Source organism: Micromonospora sp. CPCC 205539, from assembly GCF_036906815.1.
GTDB lineage: Bacteria > Actinomycetota > Actinomycetes > Mycobacteriales > Micromonosporaceae > Micromonospora.
Genome location: NZ_JBAKHW010000029.1, coordinates 1 through 17,263, shown reverse-complemented (window position 1 = coordinate 17,263; position 17,263 = coordinate 1). Strand labels below are relative to the sequence as shown.

Genomic DNA, 17,263 nt, shown 5'->3' with positions numbered 1-17,263 from the left:
GGTCGGCCAACGGCCGGTCAGAGCACCGGGTTGATGTCGGTGAGCAGCCGCTCGATCTCGGCCACCACCGCGTCCCGATCCGGGTGCACGGGATCGATGAGCGGCTCGCCCCGCCGGTCCAGCGCACCCCAGCGTCCGTTGGTGCTGCCGACCAGGAACGCGACCGGGTGGATGACCAGCCTCGGGTGCGCCGGCTGGACCAGCATCGCGCCGGTGCGGTCCACCACACCGCGTCGGCCCGCGACGTCGACCACGGCGAGGCCCTCGTCGGTGAAGCCGTCGACCTGCCGCCCGTCGGCCAACTCCGTGCTGAAGGCGTGGTACCGGGTCGGCACCACCATCCGGCCGTTCCGATCGACCGCACCCCACCCCTCGCGCTTGACCGCGGCCACCCCGCGCTGGAACGGTCGCACGTCAGCGAAACCGGGCGGGACCTGCACCGTGCCCGTCGCGTCGATCGCCAACCAGCCGTTCGCGTTGTCCGCCACCCAGGACAGGCCGTCGCTGAACGGACGCGCCGCGCGGTAGGTGGGCGGGATCACCGTCGTACCGCCCAGGTTGATCAGCGACCACCGGTCGGTGTCCGGCCGGCGGACCCAGGCCAGGCCGTCGTGGAACGGCTGCGCCTCCGCGTACCGCGCGGGGATGACCAGCTCACCGTCCGGGTCGGTGTAACCCCACAATGGTCCGTCGCGGCCGGGCAGCGGCGGTCGGTCGCGGTCGAGCAGTTCGTCCCGACCACGGGGGTACGCCCCGAAGCCGTCCGCCTCGGCGCGGGTGGTCACCGCGTCGAGGCTCACCCGGATTCGGTCCAGGAGGTCCGCGTCCCCGGCGCCGCGCAGGTCGAGAGCCCGCTCGAAGTGCTGGCAGGCCTCCATCAGCCGGCCCTGGTCATAGCAGGACCGACCGGCGTGCTCGTGCAGGGCGGCCCGCAACCGGTCGGGCAGCTCGATCGAGAGGGCCTTGGCGAAGAGTTGGTCGGCCTCCGCGAAGTCACCGCGCCAGCGCAGCACGTGGGCGAGCCGGGCCTGGGCGAGCGAGGTCCGCCGCAGCTCGCCGGTGGCGTCGGCGTAGGTGAGGGCGAGCCGGCCGTCGGCCAGCGCGTCGTCCAGGTCGCCGAGGATCCGGGAGGTTACCGCCCGCAGGCTGAGCAGGCGGGCGCGGGCCCGGTTGTCGATGGCCGAGCCCAACTTCTCGGTCAGCCGCCGCCGGATCGCCCGCAGGTCGTCCGGTTCGGCCAGCACCTCGCGCAGGGTGACCGGGTCCAATCGCCAGCGGTACGCCGAGAGGACCTGCTCCGGGTCGCCCTGGTCCGCGAGCGACGGGCGGGGTGCCGGCGGCGGCTCAGTGTCGGCAGCGGGTGGCGCGGTCCGCGGCCCGGGAACGGCGGCCGGCGGTGCGGACACGGGCGGTGCGGAGACGGGCTGCGCGGGGGCGGGCGTCGCCGACAGCGGTGGCGCGGAGATGGGCGTCGCCGACGAGGGCTGCGCGGGGACGGGCGTCGCCGGCAGCGGTGGCGCGGAGATGGGCGTCGCCGACGAGGGTGGCGCCGAGACGGGCGTCGCCGACAGCGGCGGTGCTGAGATGGGCGTCGCCGACGAGGGTGGCGCCGAGACGGGTGTCGCCGACAGCGGCGGTGCTGACACCGGCGTTGCCGGGACGGGTGGCGCGGACACTGGCCGCGCCGCATACATCGGCGGCGCCGATACCGGAGCCGACGTGGCCGGCGGTGCGGAGGTGGGGGCTACCGGGACGGTGGGCTCAGCATCTTGCTCGGCCAGCGCGGATCGGGCCGGCGGTGCATCGGTGGCCGACAGGTCGTCGGATCGCGAATTGGCCGGCGACGTCGGTCCGGCGATGCTCCGACCAGCCGCTGGCTCATCCCCAGTGGAGGTCGGTGCGTGCTCCGCGTCGAGGTCGACCGGGCCGCTGTCCTTCCTCGGCGGTGCCGAGGGAGGCCGGTCCGCCAGCGTGGGAATCGGCCGCTGGTCGTCGAGCGGCGTCGTGGTGGACCAGTCCGGCGACTCGTGATCGGCGAGGCGATCCGACGCCCAGGCGTCGTCGGTCGTGGACTCGTCCGGAGGCGCGGCGACCTGGTGGTCGGCCTCGGTGGGCTCAGGCTCGGTGCGGTGGCGGTCCATCCCGGTGCTCGGCACGTCGGAGACCGGCTGGTACGCCTCCGCCGTCGTGGGCACGCCAGCCCGCTGCGGATCGCCGGTCCAGTCGTCCGCCCAACTGGGCGGGGCGCCGGACACTGGCCGGTCCGGTGGCGCGGACACCGGCGCGGGCGTGTCGTCCTGCGTCGACTCGACCGTTGGCTTCCGATCGCTGACGACGTCCTCGGCCCAGCGGCCGGAGTCGCTGTAGACCGAGTCGGCCGGAAGCGCCGACACGGGCCGGGCCGGGGGCGCGGAGACCGGCCGGGCCGGGGGCGCGGAGACCGGCTGGGCCGGGGGCGCGGAGACCGGCTGGGCCGGGGGCGCGGAGACCGGCTGGGCCGGGGGCGCGGAGACCGGCTGGGTCGGCGGCGCGTGGACCGGCTGGGCCGGGGGCGCGGAGACCGGCTGGGCCGGGGGCGCGGAGACCGGCTGGGTCGGCGGCGCGGAGACGGGCGGTGCGGACACCGGCGGTGCGGGCGGCGTGGAGATCGGCGGTGCGGGCGGTGCGGACACCGACGTCGCAGCGGCCGGCTCGTCGGCTGCGTAGGGGCTGGCATCCGTCGGGCCGGCCGTCCGGTCCTCGGTCGCGGGCTCGGCAACCCAGGTCGGCTGGTCGCGTTCCGGGCGGGTCGACGTCGAGTCGCCAGCCGAGCCGCCGGAGGCCGGCTGTGCCTCGGCCGGCTTGCGGTCGGCCGACAATTCGTCCCCTGTGGACTCGACCGGGGTCGCCGAGTTGAACCAGGCGTCCGGCCCACGGGTGGTCGAGGGTTCGACGGGCTCGGGCGCCACCGGCGGATCCGATGGCGGCGGCGGGACGTAGCGGCGCGGCACGCCGGGGGCCAGCGGAAGTGCCGGCTCGGCGACGCCCGCCGTGGGTGTCGGGGCCGGTCGGGGGTCCGGTGCCTGCCAGGTGGGTGGAGGCGCCACCGACGGGCGCGCGTCCACCGTCGGGGCAGGCCGGTCTGTCGGGGTCGGCCGGTCTGTCGAGGTCGGCCGGTCTGTCGGGGTCGCGCGGTCTCCGCCGCCTGGACCGGTGTAGCGCGGCGGCGCGGTGGGCCGGGAATCGGCCGCCTCGGCTGGCGTCCGGCGCTCGTGGGGCATCGGTGCGTCGGGGCGCTGGTCGGACAGCGGCGGATCCACCGGCGCGGGCAGGAATTCCAGCCGGAGCCGGGCGGCCGGCGGACCCGAGACGGGTACGTCCCCTGCCGGGGAGACCGGGGCTGGTGGCACCGGCCCGTGCCGATCCGGGCGGCTGGGCGGTGGGTAGTCGGTCGGGCGGCGGTCGCGATCCGTCGGAGCGGGGGAGATCGGGGCGGCCGAGAGCGGACGGTCCCGTCCGGGCGCGGCGGGGGAGACGGGTGCCGGCGACACCGGTCGCTCGGGGGCGACCGGGGCAGCCCAGCCGGAGGTGGCTGCCGCCGCGGCGGGACGAGCCGGTCGTTCGTCGTACCGGGATGGTGTGGCCGGTGGACGCTCGGACCGGGAGCCCGACCGTGATGGCCCACCGGGCTCGGCGCTGCGGTGCGGCTCGGTCCGGTGGTCCGGCTCCCGGGAGCGGTCCGGGCGCACGGGACCCGGCGGTGGCCAGGGCAGGTTGCCGTCCGGCCGGTCGCCGGGCTGCGGCCGGGGCTCGCGGTACGTCTCCTCGCGGTACGTCTCCTCGCGGTAGGCCGCCGGCCGGGCCTCCTCGCGGGGGCGCCGGTCCGGGTACGCGTCGGCACGGGCCGCCGCCTCGCGGGGCTGCCAGTGCGGCTCGGCGTCGGGTCGACGATGCTCGTCGTCCCGGTGCGGCTGAGGTTCCGGCTCGGGCCGGCGGCGGCGTCCACCGTCGGGTGTCTGCGGTGTCCGAGTCCCCTCGTCCGGGCGGTAGCGCCGGTCGGTCGGCGTGCCGTTCGCGGACTCCGCGCGGGATCGCGCCGGCGCAGCGTCGTCGGCGCGGTCGGCGCGGTCGGCGCGGTCGGAGCGGTCGGCGCGGTCGGAGCGGCGAGGGTCGTCGGCGCGGTCGGAGCGGCGGACGTCGTCGGCGCGGTCCGGGCGGCGGGGGTCGTCGGCGCGGTCCGGGCGGCGGACGTCGTCGGCGCTCCGGTCGGGGTACCCGTCCGCGCGGTACCGGGAACGACCGTCCACGGGTGCCCACTGGCCAGCGCCGTCGGCGGCCCAACCCTCGGCCGTCCGGCCGTCCTGGCCCCGGGGCGTTCGTGCCCCGTACCCGTCGGCGGGGTGGCGCTCGTATCCGGCGGCCGGTCGCTCCTGGGCGCCGCGCCGGCGCTGTGCCTCGTCCGGCTCCGGCACCCACCCGGAGTCGCCCCGGGGAGCGGGGGAGACCGGTGGCGCCGTCGGGTACCCCCGGTCCCGGTCGGCTGGCTCGTGCCGGGGCCGGCGGCTGTCGTACCGGTCGGTGGCGGACTGGTCCCGGTGCCAGGCTGCCTCCCGAGCCGGGCCGCGCTCGTCGGCGGGGTGTCGGTCGTCGGTGCCACGCCGGTCGGACCAGGCGGTTCGCGGGTCCGACTCGGGGCGGCGATCCTCGCGCCGGGGCGGCTCGGGCAGTGGCCGGCGGTACGGCTCATGGTCGTAGCGTCGGGGGTCGTCGTCGGTCCGGCCGTAGGAGGCGGTCTCGACCGGGCGTTCGTCGCTCCGGGACCGGCCGTAGGCGGGCGCCTCGATCGGCTCGTCGTCGGCCCAGGATCGGCTGTACGGCGCCGATTCGGCGGGCGGTTCGTCGGCCCAGGACCGGCCGAGGTAGGTGCCGTCCGGGCGGGTCGGCGCGAGCGGCGGCACCTCGGTGCGGCCGACCACGGTCGCCCGGCCGCGCGACGGCGGGGGCGGTTGGTCGGACAGGCCGATGTCGCCGGGATAACGCTGGCCGGGGAACTGGGGGTGCCACTCGGTGGTCGGTTCGCCCACCCAGGACGGTTCGTTCGGATCCCGCCCCCACCGGTCGGCGTAGCGGTCGTTCATCCGGTGAGCCCGTCGCCACACCCGGCCAGCCGGCCGATCCCCGCCGGAGGTGGGCCGTACGCGTGCGCGCCCCGGTGACCGCTGGGCGTCCGGTCGCCGCCTGCCACGCCCCGGTGGCCGGCTCGCGTCCGCTCGCTCACGGCGTTGTCACCTCGTTGCAAATTGTCGCGCTGGGGCGCCTCGCGTGCCGGTCAAGTCGCCCGTTCCGGCAGGGCGTGGGCTGCGGATGGAGGGTAACGGCGTGGACTCGGTCACCGCCACTGTGGCGACGCCCACGGGCACAAACGTTATCCCATGGTTTTTGGACATTTGGGTCGATAACCGAATCTGGCATCGACGATACCGCACGTGCTGCCGAGCTGGTCCGGCCGGGATCGTCGTCCGAGGTCAGGGATGTTCCATGATCAGTACGGCGAAGGTGCCGGGGGTGAGCGCCTCGTAACGGTGCGGGGCGTCACCGGGGAACGTCGCGTAGTCGCCGGGGTCGAGGTCGACCTGGCCCGACTCCGGGCCCACCCGCAGTCGACCGGCGGCGACCACCACGTGCTCGACGCTGCGGGGAGTGTGCGCCTCGGCGGCCCGGACCGCGCCCGGCTCCAACGTGATCAGGTAGACGTCCCGGCGCAGGTGCGCCGCCCCGGCGCTGAGCAGCGTGCCGGTGAAGTCGGCCTGCTCGGAGCGGACCTGCGGCCCCTCACCGGCCCGGATCACCCGGACGGTGTCGTCGGCCGGCTCCACCAGGCGGCTGAACGGCACGCCGAGTGCCACGCCGAGCGCCCAGAGCGTCTCCACGCTCGGGTTGCCGGTGCCCGACTCCAACTGGGACAGGGTGGACTTGGCCACCCCGGCACGGCGGGCGAGCTCGGTCAGCGAGATGCCGACCCGCTCCCGCTCGCGACGCAGGGCTGCGGCGATGGTGGCCAGCGGGGCGGCCGGTTCGGGAGACATGCGTTCGCTCCATTGGATCAACGTTCGGTTTGACGAACAGCGGTGAGCTGTTCACCATGGTGAACCATGCGTACGGTACAACGAACAGCCGGCGCCCGGATGCTTCGTGACGTGCTTGCCCTCGCGGCGGCCATGATCGCGGTGGGTGCCTCGTTCGGGGCGGTGGCGGTGGCCGCCGGGCTGCCCGTGTGGGCCACTCTGACCATGTCGGCGGTCCTGTACGCCGGTGGCGCCCAGTTCATGGCGATCGGTCTGGTGGCCGCCGGCAGCCCACTGGCCGCCGTGCTGGCCGGTCTGCTGCTCAACGCCCGGCACCTGCCGTTCGGTCTCGCCCTCGGCGACAGTCTCGGTCCACGACTGTGGCATCGGCTGGTCGGCAGCCACCTGATGACCGACGAGACGACCGCGTTCACGCTGGCCCGACCGCCCGGCGCCGCCCGGCGGCGGGCGTACTGGCTGGCCGCGCCGTCGCTCTTCCTCGCCTGGAACGCGGGCAGCCTGCTGGGCGTCCTCGCCGGTGGTGCGGTCGGCGACCCGGCGGCGCTGGGTCTGGACGCCGCCTTCCCGGCCGGGTTGATCGCGCTGCTGCTGCCGACACTGCGCGACCGGGACACCCGCAACGCCGCGCTGGGCGGAGCCGCGCTGGCGGTCGCCGTCACTCCGGTGCTGCCAGCGGGGTTGCCGGTGCTGCTCGCGCTCGCCGGCCCGGTCGCGCTCGCCCTCCGCCGCCGACCGACCCCGCCCGAGGCCGGGCCGCTCGTCGAGGCTGGGCCGCTCGTAGGGGCTGGGCCGCTCGTAGGGGCCGGGCCGACCGGTGGTCGCGCGGGGCCGACCGGTGGCGTCGGGGCGGACGACCTGGGAAAGACCGTTCGTCCGCCGTCCAGCTCCGCGCCGACGCCACGGGCCGGCACCGACCCGTCCGCACCCGCTGGCGTGGCCGAACGCACCGAGGAGGGGACGTGCTGATCGCGGTGATCCTGGCGTTGGCCGCCGGTACCTATGGCTTCCGGGTCGCCGGCGTGCTGTTGCGGGACCGGCTGGACCTGCCCGAGTGGGCCCGGCTGTTGCTGCCGGTGGGCGCCGCCGCGTTGCTCGCCGCGCTGGCCGCCACCGCGGCGCTCACCGAAGCCGGCCGGTTCGCCGGCTGGGCTCGGCCGGCCGGGGTGCTGGTGGGCGTGCTGTTGGCCTGGCGGCGGGTGCCGTTCGTGCTGGTGGTGATCGGCGCGGCGGCCACCACCGCGGTGCTCCGCCTGCTCGGCGTGCCCTGAGCCGAGGTCAGACCTTGTCGCCGAGCTTGACCTGGGGGGCCGGGGCGCGCATCCGCCGGAAGGTGATCGACCGCATGACCGCGTACAGGTAGAGCGAGCCCGGCCGTACGTCGCTCTTCGGGAAGCGCTCCCGAACCAGCTTGCTGATCTTGCGACAGATGAGCACCGAGTCGACGATCACGCCCAGCGCCAGGGCACCCCAGAGCACGTTGGAGATCAGTCGGACCAGCGGCGGCATCGCGCCGTTCGACCCGATCAGCACGACCAGCGCGCCGCCGAAGAACCAGGTGCCGACGGTACGCCGGGAGTCGACCACGTTGCGGGCCAGCAGTCGCTCCGGGCCGCGGTCACGGGGGCCGCCCTCCCGGCGGAACTCCGACGCGGCCTCGGCACGCAGTTGGCGGCGACGCTCCCGCTCCTCCTCCTTGGTCAGGGGGCGGGTCGGGCCGGCCGGCCGGCGGCCGGCGGTGGGCCGCTTCGGCGTCTCCCGACCCTTGGCGGGGGTGTAACCCCGGGAACGATCGGCGGTCTCCTCAGGGGTTACCGAGGAGACGGCCTCGTCGACGAGGTCGGTGGACTTGCGGCGAAAGAGCGACGGCACGCGGCAAGGGTAGCCAACGGTTCGGGCCCGGTGCACATCGCGGTGCACCGGGCCGTCGTAGCGCAGGTGTTCGACGTTACGGACGCTCGGCGTGCGCGCCGAGGTCGGCGAGCTTCGCCTCGAAGTCCTCGTAGCCGCGGTTGATCAGGTCCACCCCGTACACCCGGGAGGTGCCCTCGGCGGCCAGCGCCGCGATCAGGTGGCTGAACCCGGCCCGCAGGTCCGGGATGACCAGGTCCGCGGCGTGCAGCTTGCTCGGCCCGGCGATCACGGCCGAGTGCTTGAAGTTGCGCCGGCCGAAGCGGCACGGGGTGCCGCCGAGGCAGTCCCGGTAGACCTGAATGTTGGCGCCCATCGAGTTCAGCGCCTCGGTGTAGCCCAACCGCTGCTCGTACACCGTCTCGTGGACGATCGACAGGCCCCGGGCCTGGGTCAGCGCCACGACCAGCGGCTGCTGCCAGTCGGTCATGAAGCCGGGGTGGACGTCGGTCTCCAGCGCCACGGCGTTCAGCTCGCCGCCCGGGTGCCAGAACCGGATGCCGCCCTCCTGGCCCGGGTCGCCCAGCTTCGGCGCGCGGGCGTCGGTGACCTCGTACTCGCCGCCGACCGAACGGAAGATGTTCAGGAAGGTCATCATGTCGGCCTGCTGCGCGCCGAGCACCTCGACGTGACCGCGGGTGGCCAGCGCGGCAGCGGCCCAGCTCGCCGCCTCGATCCGGTCCGGGATCGGGCGGTGGGTGTAGCCGTGCAGCTTCGGCACGCCCTGGATCTCGATCACCCGGTCGGTGTGCACCTTGATGATCGCGCCCATCTTCTGCAGGATGCAGATGAGGTCGATGATCTCCGGCTCCACCGCGGCGTTGCGCAGCTCGGTGACGCCCTCGGCCATCACCGCGGTCAGCAGCACCTGCTCGGTGGCGCCGACGCTCGGGTACGGCAGGGCGAACTTGGTGCCGTGCAGCCCGTTCGGCGCGGACAGGTGCAGACCCTCGGGCCGCTTGTCGACCGTCGCGCCGAACTCGCGCAGCGCCTGCAGGTGGAAGTCGATCGGGCGCGGCCCGATGTGGCAGCCGCCCAGGTCCGGGATGAACGCGTGCCCGAGCCGGTGCAGCAGCGGGCCGCAGAACAGGATCGGGATCCGGCTGGAGCCGGCGTGCACGTTGATCTGGTCGGTGCTGGCGCTCTCCACGTTCGCCGGGTCGAAGACGAGCTCGCCGTCCTCGCCGCCGTCGGTCACCTTGACGCCGTGCAGACCGAGCAGACCCCGGACCACCTCGACGTCGCGGATCTTCGGCACGTCGAACAGCCGGCTCGGGCTGTCGCCGAGCAGCGCGGCGACCATCGCCTTCGAAACCAGGTTCTTCGCGCCGCGCACGCGGATCCGCCCTTCGAGCGGAGTGCCTCCGTGCACAACCAGGACGTCGTCGGTCAACGCAACCTCCAGCGCGTCGGTGCTGCTGTGTAGATGGTGGGGAGCCATGAACGGTGTCGCTACCCCGGATGCGGCCAGATCGAACCGGCCCGCTTGCGTCGTCGCTCCGGCAGCATAGCCCTCGGTGACGATAAAGGACTCGGTCACATCGGCGTGTGTGGCATTAATCGGTGATCCGGCGCTTTTGCGTACCAAGGGCGCTACAGAACGTGATCAGGCCGCAGTCGGTGCCGGGGTGTCCGCACCGGGCAGGGCGAGCATCTGGTCGAGGGCCACCCGAGCGTGGTGCGCGGTGTCCGGGTCGACCGTGATCTGGTTGGGCACCCGGCCCGCGACCAGCTCCTCCAACGCCCAGACCAGGTGCGGCAGGTCGATCCGGTTCATCGTCGAGCAGTAGCAGACGGCCTTGTCCAGGAACATGATCTGCTTGTCCGGGTGTGCCAGCGCCAGCCGGCGGACCAGATTCAGCTCGGTGCCGAGCGCCCACGCCGAACCGGCCGGAGCCGCCTCGATGGTCTTGATGATGTACTCGGTCGAGCCGACGTAGTCAGCGGCGGTGACCACCTCGTGCCGGCACTCCGGGTGGACGAGCACGTTGACACCGGGCACCCGCTCCCGGACGTCGTTGACGCTCTCCAGGGTGAACCGGCCGTGCACCGAGCAGTGCCCCCGCCAGAGGATCATCTTGGCGTCCCGCAGCTGCTCGGGGGTGAGGCCACCGCCCGGCTTGTGCGGGTCGTAGAGCACGCAGTCGTCGAGCGAGAGGCCCATCTCCAGGACGGCCGTGTTGCGGCCCAGGTGCTGGTCGGGCAGGAAGAGCACCTTCGACCCCTGCTCGAACGCCCAGTCCAGGGCGCGCTTGGCGTTGGAGGAGGTGCAGACGACACCGCCGTTGCGGCCCACGAAGCCCTTGATGTCGGCCGAGGAGTTCATGTACGTCACGGGCACGGTGTCCGCGGCGATGCCCAGCTCGGTCAGCGTGTCCCAGGCGGCCTCGACCTGGCCCAGCACGGCCATGTCCGCCATCGAGCAGCCCGCCGCCAGGTCGGGCAGGATCACCCGCTGGGCGTCGGTGGTGAGGATGTCGGCGCTCTCGGCCATGAAGTGCACACCGCAGAAGACGATGTACTCCGCGTCCGGGCGGGCGGCGGCCTCCCGGGCCAGCTTGAACGAGTCGCCGGTCACGTCCGCGAACTGGATCACCTCGTCGCGCTGGTAGTGGTGCCCCAGCACAAAGACCCTGCTGCCCAGCTTCGCCTTCGCCGCCGCGGCGCGGGCCACCAGATTCGGGTCGCTGGGCGCCGGCAGGTCGCCCGGACACTCGACGCCGCGCTCGGTGTCGGGGTCGCTGCCCCGGCCGAGCAGCAGCAGAGCCGTCGCCGTGTTGGAAGGTTCCACCCAGGTCGAAGTCACGTACCCCATGGTCCCACAGCGCGGGCGCGGCGCGGCCTCGGTCGGTGTGGGCTGCCACACTGCTCGGCATGCGCGTGCTGCTCTGTCCGGACAAGTTCGCCGGCACCCTGCCCGCGCCGGAGGTGGCCGCCGCGGTGGCCGCCGGCTGGCGCACCGTCGCCGCCGCCGACGACCTGCTGATCCGGCCCCTCGCCGACGGTGGGCCGGGCTTCGTGGAGGTGCTCGCCGAGGCGGTCGGCGGCCGGCGGGTGCCGGTGCCGACGGTCGATCCGTTGGGCCGGCCGGCGGCCGGTGAGATCCTGCTCACCCGCGACGGCGCCACCGCCTACCTGGAGAGCGCCCAGGCGTGCGGCCTGCACCTGCTCGCCGCCACCGAACGCGACCCGAAGACCACCACCTCGTACGGGCTGGGGCTGCTGGTGACCGCCGCAGTGGAGAGCGGCGCCCGGACGGTGGTGATCGGGCTGGGTGGCTCCGGCACCAACGACGGCGGCGCCGGCATGCTCGCCGCGCTGGGCGTGACCCCGCTCGACGCCGCTGGCGCGGCACTGCCGTACGGCGGGGCGGCGCTGGCCGCGGTCGACGCGCTCGACGGCGCACCCCGGCTGCGTGGCGCCCGGCTGGTCGCCGCCACCGACGTGGACAATCCGCTGCTCGGCCTGCACGGCGCGAGCAACGTGTTCGGCCCGCAGAAGGGCGCTGACCGCGCCGACGTGCTGCTGCTCGACTCCGCCCTGGAACGCTTCACGGCGGTGCTGGAGCGCGACCTGCCCGACTGCCCGGCGGGGCTCGGCGCGCTGCCCGGCGGCGGAGCGGCCGGCGGCATCGGCGCGACCATCCTCGCCCTGGGCGGTGGTTGCGAGTCGGGCATCGGCCTGGTCACCGCCGCCACCGGGCTGGACGCGGCGTTGGACAGCGCCGACCTGGTGATCACCGGCGAGGGGTCCTTCGACCACCAGTCGCTGCGCGGGAAGGTGGTGGCCGGGGTGGCCGGCGCCGCCCGGGACCGAGGGGTGCCGTGCGTGGTGGTGGCCGGTCAGGTGAGCACCGGTCGGCGGGAGGCCGCCTCGGCGGGCGTGACCGACTCCTACAGTCTGGTCGAGCACTTCGGCGGGGAGGAGGGCGGCGGGCTCGCCGCCGCGCTGAGCCGGCCTGCGGAAGGGCTGCGCGAGTTGGGTGCCCGGTTGGCCCGGCAGTGGAGCCGCTGAGCGTCCACCCCACGTCGCCGGCGCGGTCGGGGCCGGGCCGACCTGCGGCGAGGGTCACGCCACCGGGGTGAGTCCGGCCGGATCGGCGTACCATCGGTCAAGGACCCACACCGGGAATGACTGGACGGCGCGCGACGTTGGCCAGTGCGTCCGGACCCAAACCGCGCAGGGAGACTTCCACGTGACTACGCCAGCGCAGACCGAGTCGACCGAGGCCAAGGCCTCTACTTCCGTCGTCCTCACCGACGTCGCGGCGCAGAAGGTCAAGGCTCTGATCGAGCAGGAGGGCCGCGACGACCTGCGGCTTCGGGTTGCGGTGCAGCCGGGTGGCTGCTCCGGCCTGCGGTACCAGCTCTTCTTCGACGAGCGTTCGCTCGACGGTGACGTCGTCACCGACTTCGACGGTGTCGGGGTCGTCGTCGACCGGATGAGCGCTCCGTACCTTTCGGGCGCCACCATCGACTTCGCCGACCGAATCGACGCCCAGGGCTTCACCATCGACAACCCCAACGCGGGCAACTCCTGCGCCTGTGGCGACTCGTTCAACTAGAGTCGCGCCACGCACCAGCACGACGGGGCCGCCCTTCGGGGAACGGCCCCGTCGTCGTGTGTGGGTCGGCTCTGCGGGCCGGTAGGCTGTCCGCGCCGTGCTCCCGACCCCGAGGGTTGACATGAAGATCGCCGTGACCGGCTCGATCGCCACCGATCACCTGATGAGCTTCCCTGGCCGTTTCGCCGACCAGCTCATCGCCGACCAGTTGCACAAGGTTTCCCTCTCGTTCCTGGTCGACGACCTGGTGCTGCGCCGCGGTGGGGTGGCGGCGAACATCGCCTTCGGCATGGGGCAGCTCGGGCTGCGCCCGGTGCTCCTGGGAGCGGTGGGCGCCGACTTCGCCGACTACCGCTCGTGGCTGGAGCGGCACGGTGTGGACTGCGACTCGGTGCACATCAGCGAGGTGGCCCACACCGCCCGGTTCGTCTGCACCACCGACACCGACATGTGCCAGATCGCGTCGTTCTACGCGGGCGCGATGAGCGAGGCCCGCAACATCGAGCTGTCCCCGGTCGCCGACCGGGTCGGCGGCCTGGACCTGGTGCTGGTCAGCGCCAACGACCCCGAGGCGATGCTGCGCCACTCGGCCGAGTGCCGCACCCGCGGGTACGCCTTCGCCGCCGACCCCTCCCAGCAGCTCGCCCGGATGCCGGGTGAGGACGTGGTGGCGTTGATCGAAGGCGCCGAGTACCTGATGACCAACGACTACGAGAAGTCGCTGCTGCAGAGCAAGGCCGGTCTGAGCGACGACCAGCTGCTGGAGCTGGTGAAGGTGCGGGTCACCACGCTGGGCAAGCACGGCGTGGAGATCGCCCAGCGGGGTGCCGACCTGATCCACGTGCCGATCGCGCGGGAGATCCGGGCCGTCGACCCGACCGGTGTCGGCGACGGCTTCCGGGCCGGCTTCTTCACCGCGCTCTCCTGGGGGCTGGGCCTGGAGCGGGCCGCGCAGGTCGGTTCGCTGCTGGCCACGCTGGTCCTGGAGACCGTCGGCACCCAGGAGTACGACGTCCGCCCCGACCTCTTCGTCAAGCGCCTCGCCGAGTCCTACGGCGACACCGCGGCCGACGAGATCCGCCCGCACCTACTGCCGTAACCCCTCGCCCTCGCTGCTCGCTGCTCGCCCTCGCTGCTCGCTGCGGCGATCTTGCACTTTGTGTCTCTAATCCGCGGCTTTTGCGCGCGTTGTCGGGGCAGGAACTGCAAGATCGCCGCGGTGGTGGGGCGCGGTTGTGGGGCGCGGTTGTGGGGCGCGGTTGTGGGGCGCGGTTGTGGGGCGCGGTTGTGGGGCGCGGTTGTGGGGCGCGGGGTGGGGCGGTGTGGGTTTAGTGGGTGCGGCGGATGTCGTAGGCGGGGCCTTCCGGGCCCGTTATCGCGGCCAGGAACTCCTGGCCGCGCATCCGGCACCAGGCGGGGATGTCCACCGCCGCGGCCGGGTCGTCGGCGAGCACCCGGACCACCGTGCCGACCGGCACCTCCGGCATTCGTCGGGCCGCCGCGATCACCGGTAGCGGGCAGCGCTGGCCCCGGCAGTCGAGCACCTCGTCCGGCATCGTCACAGCCCCACCACCCCGGCCTCGGCACGCAGGTCGGCGACGATCCCGGGCAGCTCGGCGAGGAACCGCTCGACGTCCGCCTCGGTCGTCTCCCGGTGCAGGCTGACCCGGACGTTGCCGTGTGAGAGCACCCCCATCGCCTCCAGCACGTGCGACGGGCGCAGTGTGGACGAGGTGCAGGACGAGCCGGACGACACCGCGAAACCCCGCCGGTCCAGCGCGTGCAGCAACGCCTCGCCGTCGACGTACAGGCAGGAGAACGTGACCAGGTGCGGGAGCCGGAGCACCGGGTCGCCGACCACCTCAACGTCGGGCACCTCCACCGGGACCCGGGCCCGGATCCGGTCCACCAGTGGCGTCAGCCGGGCCGCCTCGGCCGCGGCGTCGGCCGCCGCCGCGCGCAGGCTGGCCGCCGCCGCCACCACCGCGGGCAGATTCACTGCCCCGGGGGTACGCCCGGACTCCCGCTCGTCGGCCGGCCACGGCGACTCCCAGCGGGCACCCTTGCGGACCGCCAGCAGACCCACCCCCGGTGGGCCGCCCCACTTGTGCGCGCTGGCGGTGAGCACCGACCAGCCCGCCGGCAGGGGCACCCGACCGACCGACTGCGCCGCGTCGACGTACAGCGGCACACCTGCCTCGGCGCAGGCGGCGGCCGCCTCGGCGACCGGCTGCACGGTGCCCACCTCGTGACTGGCGGTGATCAGCGCGGCCAGCGCGACCCCGGGAGCCCGGACCGCGGCCGACCAGGCGGACAGGTCCAGTCGGCCCAGCCGGTCGACCCCTACCGGGTTGGCGGCACCGCCCGCGGCGAGGTGCCGCTCGGCGGCGTGCAACACCGCGGAATGCTCGATCGCCGAGTGCACCAGCGTCGTGCCGACCCGACGGCGCCCCGCGAGGCCGCCGAGCACCGCGCCGTGCGCTGCGGTCGTACCGCTGGGGGTGAAGGACAGCTCGTCGGCGCGGACGCCGAGCGTCTGCGCGGTGGCCTCGCGGGCGGCGTCGAGCAGTTGCCGGGCCCGGCGGGCCTGGCTGTAGAGCTTGCCGGGGTCGGCCCAGCCGTCCTCGAGAGCGGCCAGCAGCGCCTGCCGCGCGACCGGATGCAGGGGCGCGGCGGTCGCGGCGTCCAGGTAGACCGGGGAGGCACTCACGATTCCCTACGCTATCGCGGCGGTATGCCCAGGATCCCCCCGATGGGGGCGGACAGTGACCCCACCACGGCCGAGTCCGCCATGGTCGAGTAATCTGCGACCGTCGGTGACGCCTTTGCCGCGGCGCTGAGAGAAGGACGCACCGCGGCGCGCTAGGGAGGCAGGACCAGGTGGTCGCAAGGAGTTCGGAGGTACGGCCGTCGGCCGTACGGCACAGCGCTACCCAAGGGGTCGGTGGACGCCGACGGCGCGGTGCCGGTCGGTTGGCCGGGCTCGGTCTTGGCGGCGTGGCGCTGCTGGTCCTGCTCACGGGCTGTGACGTGGGGCAGGCGTTCGACGGGTTCGGCTGGCCGCAGGGCGGCATCTCGGCCGAGTCGCGGCGGATGTACGACCTGTGGATCGCATCCTGCATCGCCGCGCTCGCGGTCGGCGTCTTCGTGTGGGGCCTGATCTTCTGGTGCGTCGTGCGGTACCGCAAGCGTGGCAACGCGCTGCCGGTGCAGACCCGCTACAACCTGCCGATGGAGTTCCTCTACACCATCGCGCCGATCCTGATCGTCTCCGTGCTCTTCTACTACACGGCGATCGTGCAGACCGACGTGGACAAGCTGTCGAAGAACCCCGACGTCACGGTCGAGGTCGTCGCCTTCAAGTGGAACTGGCAGTTCAACTACCGCGACGGCCAGGGCACCGAGGCTCGCACCACCGCGTCGACGCTCGGCACCAGCGAGGTCATCCCGGTGCTGGTGCTGCCGACCAACCGGTCCATCCGGTTCGAGGAGACCAGCCGCGACGTCATCCACTCCTTCTGGGTGCCGGAGCTGCTGTTCAAGCGGGACGTCATGCCGGGCAAGATCCGCAATGTGTTCGAGGTCTCCAGCCTGGAGGCGGAGGGCGCCTACGTGGGTCGCTGCGCCGAACTGTGCGGCAGCTACCACGCGTTCATGAACTTCGAGCTGCGGGTCGTCTCGCCGGAGAAGTACGACCAGTTCCTGGCGGCGAAGCAGAGCGGCAAGTCGACGCAGGACGCGCTCAGCGCGATCGGCGAGCAGCCGTACGCGGAGACCACGGAGCCGTTCGACACCCGGCGTACGCGGGACAACTTCAACCCGGACAACGCTCCGGCCGGCGCGGGAAGCTGAGGCAACGGCATGAAGACCGAATGGCGTATCTTCCTGATCATCGCCGGGTTCCTCTTCGGCGCCACGATCCTCTACGGCACCTGGACGAACGGTCAGACCGGCGGCGTCGAGTGGGTGGGCACGGTCGCCCTGGCGCTTTCCTTCCTGCTCTGCACGATGTGCGGCGGCTTCTTCTGGTTCGTCTCCCGCCGCATCGACCTGCGCCCGGAAGACCGGCCGGACGCCGAGATCGCTGACGGCGCCGGCGAGGTCGGCTTCTTCAGCCCCGGCAGCTACTGGCCGTTCGGTCTGGCACTGGCCGCCGCGACGGCCGGCCTGGGCCTGGTGTTCTGGCAGTACTGGCTGATCGGCGCCGGTCTGTTGGCGGTCATCTTCGGCGCCTGCGGGCTGCTGTTCGAGTACTACAGCGGCACCCGGCGCACCGCCGAGCACTGACCCACCCGGTCGCCAACCCGTACCACCACGAAGGCCCGTTCCCCCGCCCGGGGAGCGGGCCTTCGTCATGTCCTGGCCCTGACCCGCAGTCCTGACCTCGGCCCTGGCCCGCGGTCCTGACTGGCCCGAGCCGTTCTCGGGCGCCGGCATTGTCGCTTGGGCGGGTGATCGACTCGATATCGCTGATGTGGGGGTGTCGGTGTGGGTGGGATACCGCGACGTCGGGGATGTCGAGTTGATCGAGCGGTGGCGCCGTCGGCGCGGGGAGTCTGCCGCGCGGGGCGGGCCGGGCGGTGTTGGTGGGCGCGGGCAATCTGCCCCGTGGGGCGGTGCTGGCGCGACACGGCGCTGGCTGGCGCTCCGCGGGCGGGGCGCCGCAGGCCGCGCGGGCGGGGCGCGGGCGGGGCGCGGGCGGGGGCGGGGCGCTCCGCGCGGGACG

Annotated in this window: 15 protein-coding genes; 7 read left to right on the top strand and 8 right to left on the bottom strand. The window is 73.8% G+C overall.

Annotation, left to right across the window (positions count from 1 at the left end; translation table 11 throughout):
• Window positions 1-17: 17 nt before the first annotated feature.
• The 3 genes from V6V47_RS23255 to V6V47_RS23245 form a co-directional block, all read right to left on the bottom strand.
• Window positions 18-5,117: a WG repeat-containing protein gene (locus V6V47_RS23255; RefSeq protein ID WP_334630443.1), complete on the bottom strand. Its 5,100-nt coding sequence runs from the start codon at window positions 5,115-5,117 to the stop codon at window positions 18-20.
• Complete coding sequence (locus tag V6V47_RS23250; protein WP_334630442.1) at window positions 5,114-5,257, bottom strand: hypothetical protein; 144 nt, start codon at window positions 5,255-5,257, stop codon at window positions 5,114-5,116. Before V6V47_RS23250 ends, V6V47_RS23255 begins: the two co-directional genes overlap by 4 nt.
• Before the next feature lie 247 nt (window positions 5,258-5,504).
• On the bottom strand, window positions 5,505-6,065 hold the full coding sequence (locus V6V47_RS23245) for a helix-turn-helix domain-containing protein (protein WP_334630441.1): 561 nt from the start codon (window positions 6,063-6,065) through the stop codon (window positions 5,505-5,507).
• 66 nt (window positions 6,066-6,131) lie between these two features.
• On the opposite strand from V6V47_RS23245, the gene V6V47_RS23240 reads away from it, so the two are divergent.
• Window positions 6,132-7,031 (top strand): AzlC family ABC transporter permease, encoded by a 900-nt coding sequence (locus tag V6V47_RS23240; protein WP_334630440.1) that lies wholly within the window; start codon window positions 6,132-6,134, stop codon window positions 7,029-7,031.
• Window positions 7,025-7,333: an AzlD domain-containing protein gene (locus V6V47_RS23235; protein ID WP_334630439.1), complete on the top strand. Its 309-nt coding sequence runs from the start codon at window positions 7,025-7,027 to the stop codon at window positions 7,331-7,333. Before V6V47_RS23240 ends, V6V47_RS23235 begins: the two co-directional genes overlap by 7 nt.
• 7 nt (window positions 7,334-7,340) lie before the next feature.
• Here V6V47_RS23235 and V6V47_RS23230 read toward each other — a convergent pair whose 3' ends face one another.
• From V6V47_RS23230 to nadA, 3 genes are all read right to left on the bottom strand, one after another.
• Window positions 7,341-7,934 (bottom strand): DUF3043 domain-containing protein, encoded by a 594-nt coding sequence (locus tag V6V47_RS23230; RefSeq protein WP_334630438.1) that lies wholly within the window; start codon window positions 7,932-7,934, stop codon window positions 7,341-7,343.
• Window positions 7,935-8,010: 76 nt separating this feature from the next.
• Complete coding sequence (gene murA, locus V6V47_RS23225; protein WP_334630437.1) at window positions 8,011-9,414, bottom strand: UDP-N-acetylglucosamine 1-carboxyvinyltransferase; 1,404 nt, start codon at window positions 9,412-9,414, stop codon at window positions 8,011-8,013.
• 165 nt (window positions 9,415-9,579) lie between these two features.
• Complete coding sequence (gene nadA, locus V6V47_RS23220; protein WP_334630436.1) at window positions 9,580-10,779, bottom strand: quinolinate synthase NadA; 1,200 nt, start codon at window positions 10,777-10,779, stop codon at window positions 9,580-9,582.
• A gap of 68 nt (window positions 10,780-10,847) precedes the next feature.
• Between nadA and V6V47_RS23215 the strand changes: the two genes are divergently transcribed.
• From V6V47_RS23215 to V6V47_RS23205, 3 genes are all read left to right on the top strand, one after another.
• Window positions 10,848-11,987, top strand: coding sequence for a glycerate kinase family protein (locus tag V6V47_RS23215; RefSeq protein WP_334630435.1), 1,140 nt, complete (start codon window positions 10,848-10,850; stop codon window positions 11,985-11,987).
• Window positions 11,988-12,168: 181 nt separating this feature from the next.
• Window positions 12,169-12,537, top strand: coding sequence for an iron-sulfur cluster insertion protein ErpA (erpA, locus tag V6V47_RS23210; RefSeq protein ID WP_334630434.1), 369 nt, complete (start codon window positions 12,169-12,171; stop codon window positions 12,535-12,537).
• A gap of 121 nt (window positions 12,538-12,658) precedes the next feature.
• Window positions 12,659-13,636: a carbohydrate kinase family protein gene (locus V6V47_RS23205; protein ID WP_334630433.1), complete on the top strand. Its 978-nt coding sequence runs from the start codon at window positions 12,659-12,661 to the stop codon at window positions 13,634-13,636.
• Between the two features lie 229 nt (window positions 13,637-13,865).
• On the opposite strand, the gene V6V47_RS23200 is transcribed toward V6V47_RS23205, so the two are convergent.
• On the bottom strand, window positions 13,866-14,099 hold the full coding sequence (locus tag V6V47_RS23200; RefSeq protein ID WP_334630432.1) for a sulfurtransferase TusA family protein: 234 nt from the start codon (window positions 14,097-14,099) through the stop codon (window positions 13,866-13,868).
• On the bottom strand, window positions 14,096-15,247 hold the full coding sequence (locus V6V47_RS23195) for a cysteine desulfurase family protein (RefSeq protein ID WP_334630431.1): 1,152 nt from the start codon (window positions 15,245-15,247) through the stop codon (window positions 14,096-14,098). The genes V6V47_RS23200 and V6V47_RS23195 overlap by 4 nt, the downstream gene beginning before the upstream one ends.
• A gap of 170 nt (window positions 15,248-15,417) precedes the next feature.
• Between V6V47_RS23195 and ctaC the strand changes: the two genes are divergently transcribed.
• Together ctaC and V6V47_RS23185 are read left to right on the top strand one after the other, a co-directional pair.
• Window positions 15,418-16,389, top strand: coding sequence for an aa3-type cytochrome oxidase subunit II (ctaC, locus tag V6V47_RS23190; protein WP_334630429.1), 972 nt, complete (start codon window positions 15,418-15,420; stop codon window positions 16,387-16,389).
• A gap of 9 nt (window positions 16,390-16,398) precedes the next feature.
• Complete coding sequence (locus V6V47_RS23185) at window positions 16,399-16,824, top strand: cytochrome c oxidase subunit 4 (RefSeq protein WP_334630426.1); 426 nt, start codon at window positions 16,399-16,401, stop codon at window positions 16,822-16,824.
• Window positions 16,825-17,263: the final 439 nt, after the last annotated feature.

Coding starts and splice junctions, on each gene's coding strand:
- V6V47_RS23255 (WP_334630443.1), bottom strand. CDS start 5,117: ATGAACGACCGCTACGCCGACCGGTGGGGGCGGGATCCGAACGAACCG.
- V6V47_RS23245 (WP_334630441.1), bottom strand. CDS start 6,065: ATGTCTCCCGAACCGGCCGCCCCGCTGGCCACCATCGCCGCAGCCCTG.
- V6V47_RS23240 (WP_334630440.1), top strand. CDS start 6,132: ATGCGTACGGTACAACGAACAGCCGGCGCCCGGATGCTTCGTGACGTG.
- murA (WP_334630437.1), bottom strand. CDS start 9,414: ATGGCTCCCCACCATCTACACAGCAGCACCGACGCGCTGGAGGTTGCG.
- V6V47_RS23215 (WP_334630435.1), top strand. CDS start 10,848: ATGCGCGTGCTGCTCTGTCCGGACAAGTTCGCCGGCACCCTGCCCGCG.
- V6V47_RS23205 (WP_334630433.1), top strand. CDS start 12,659: ATGAAGATCGCCGTGACCGGCTCGATCGCCACCGATCACCTGATGAGC.
- V6V47_RS23185 (WP_334630426.1), top strand. CDS start 16,399: ATGAAGACCGAATGGCGTATCTTCCTGATCATCGCCGGGTTCCTCTTC.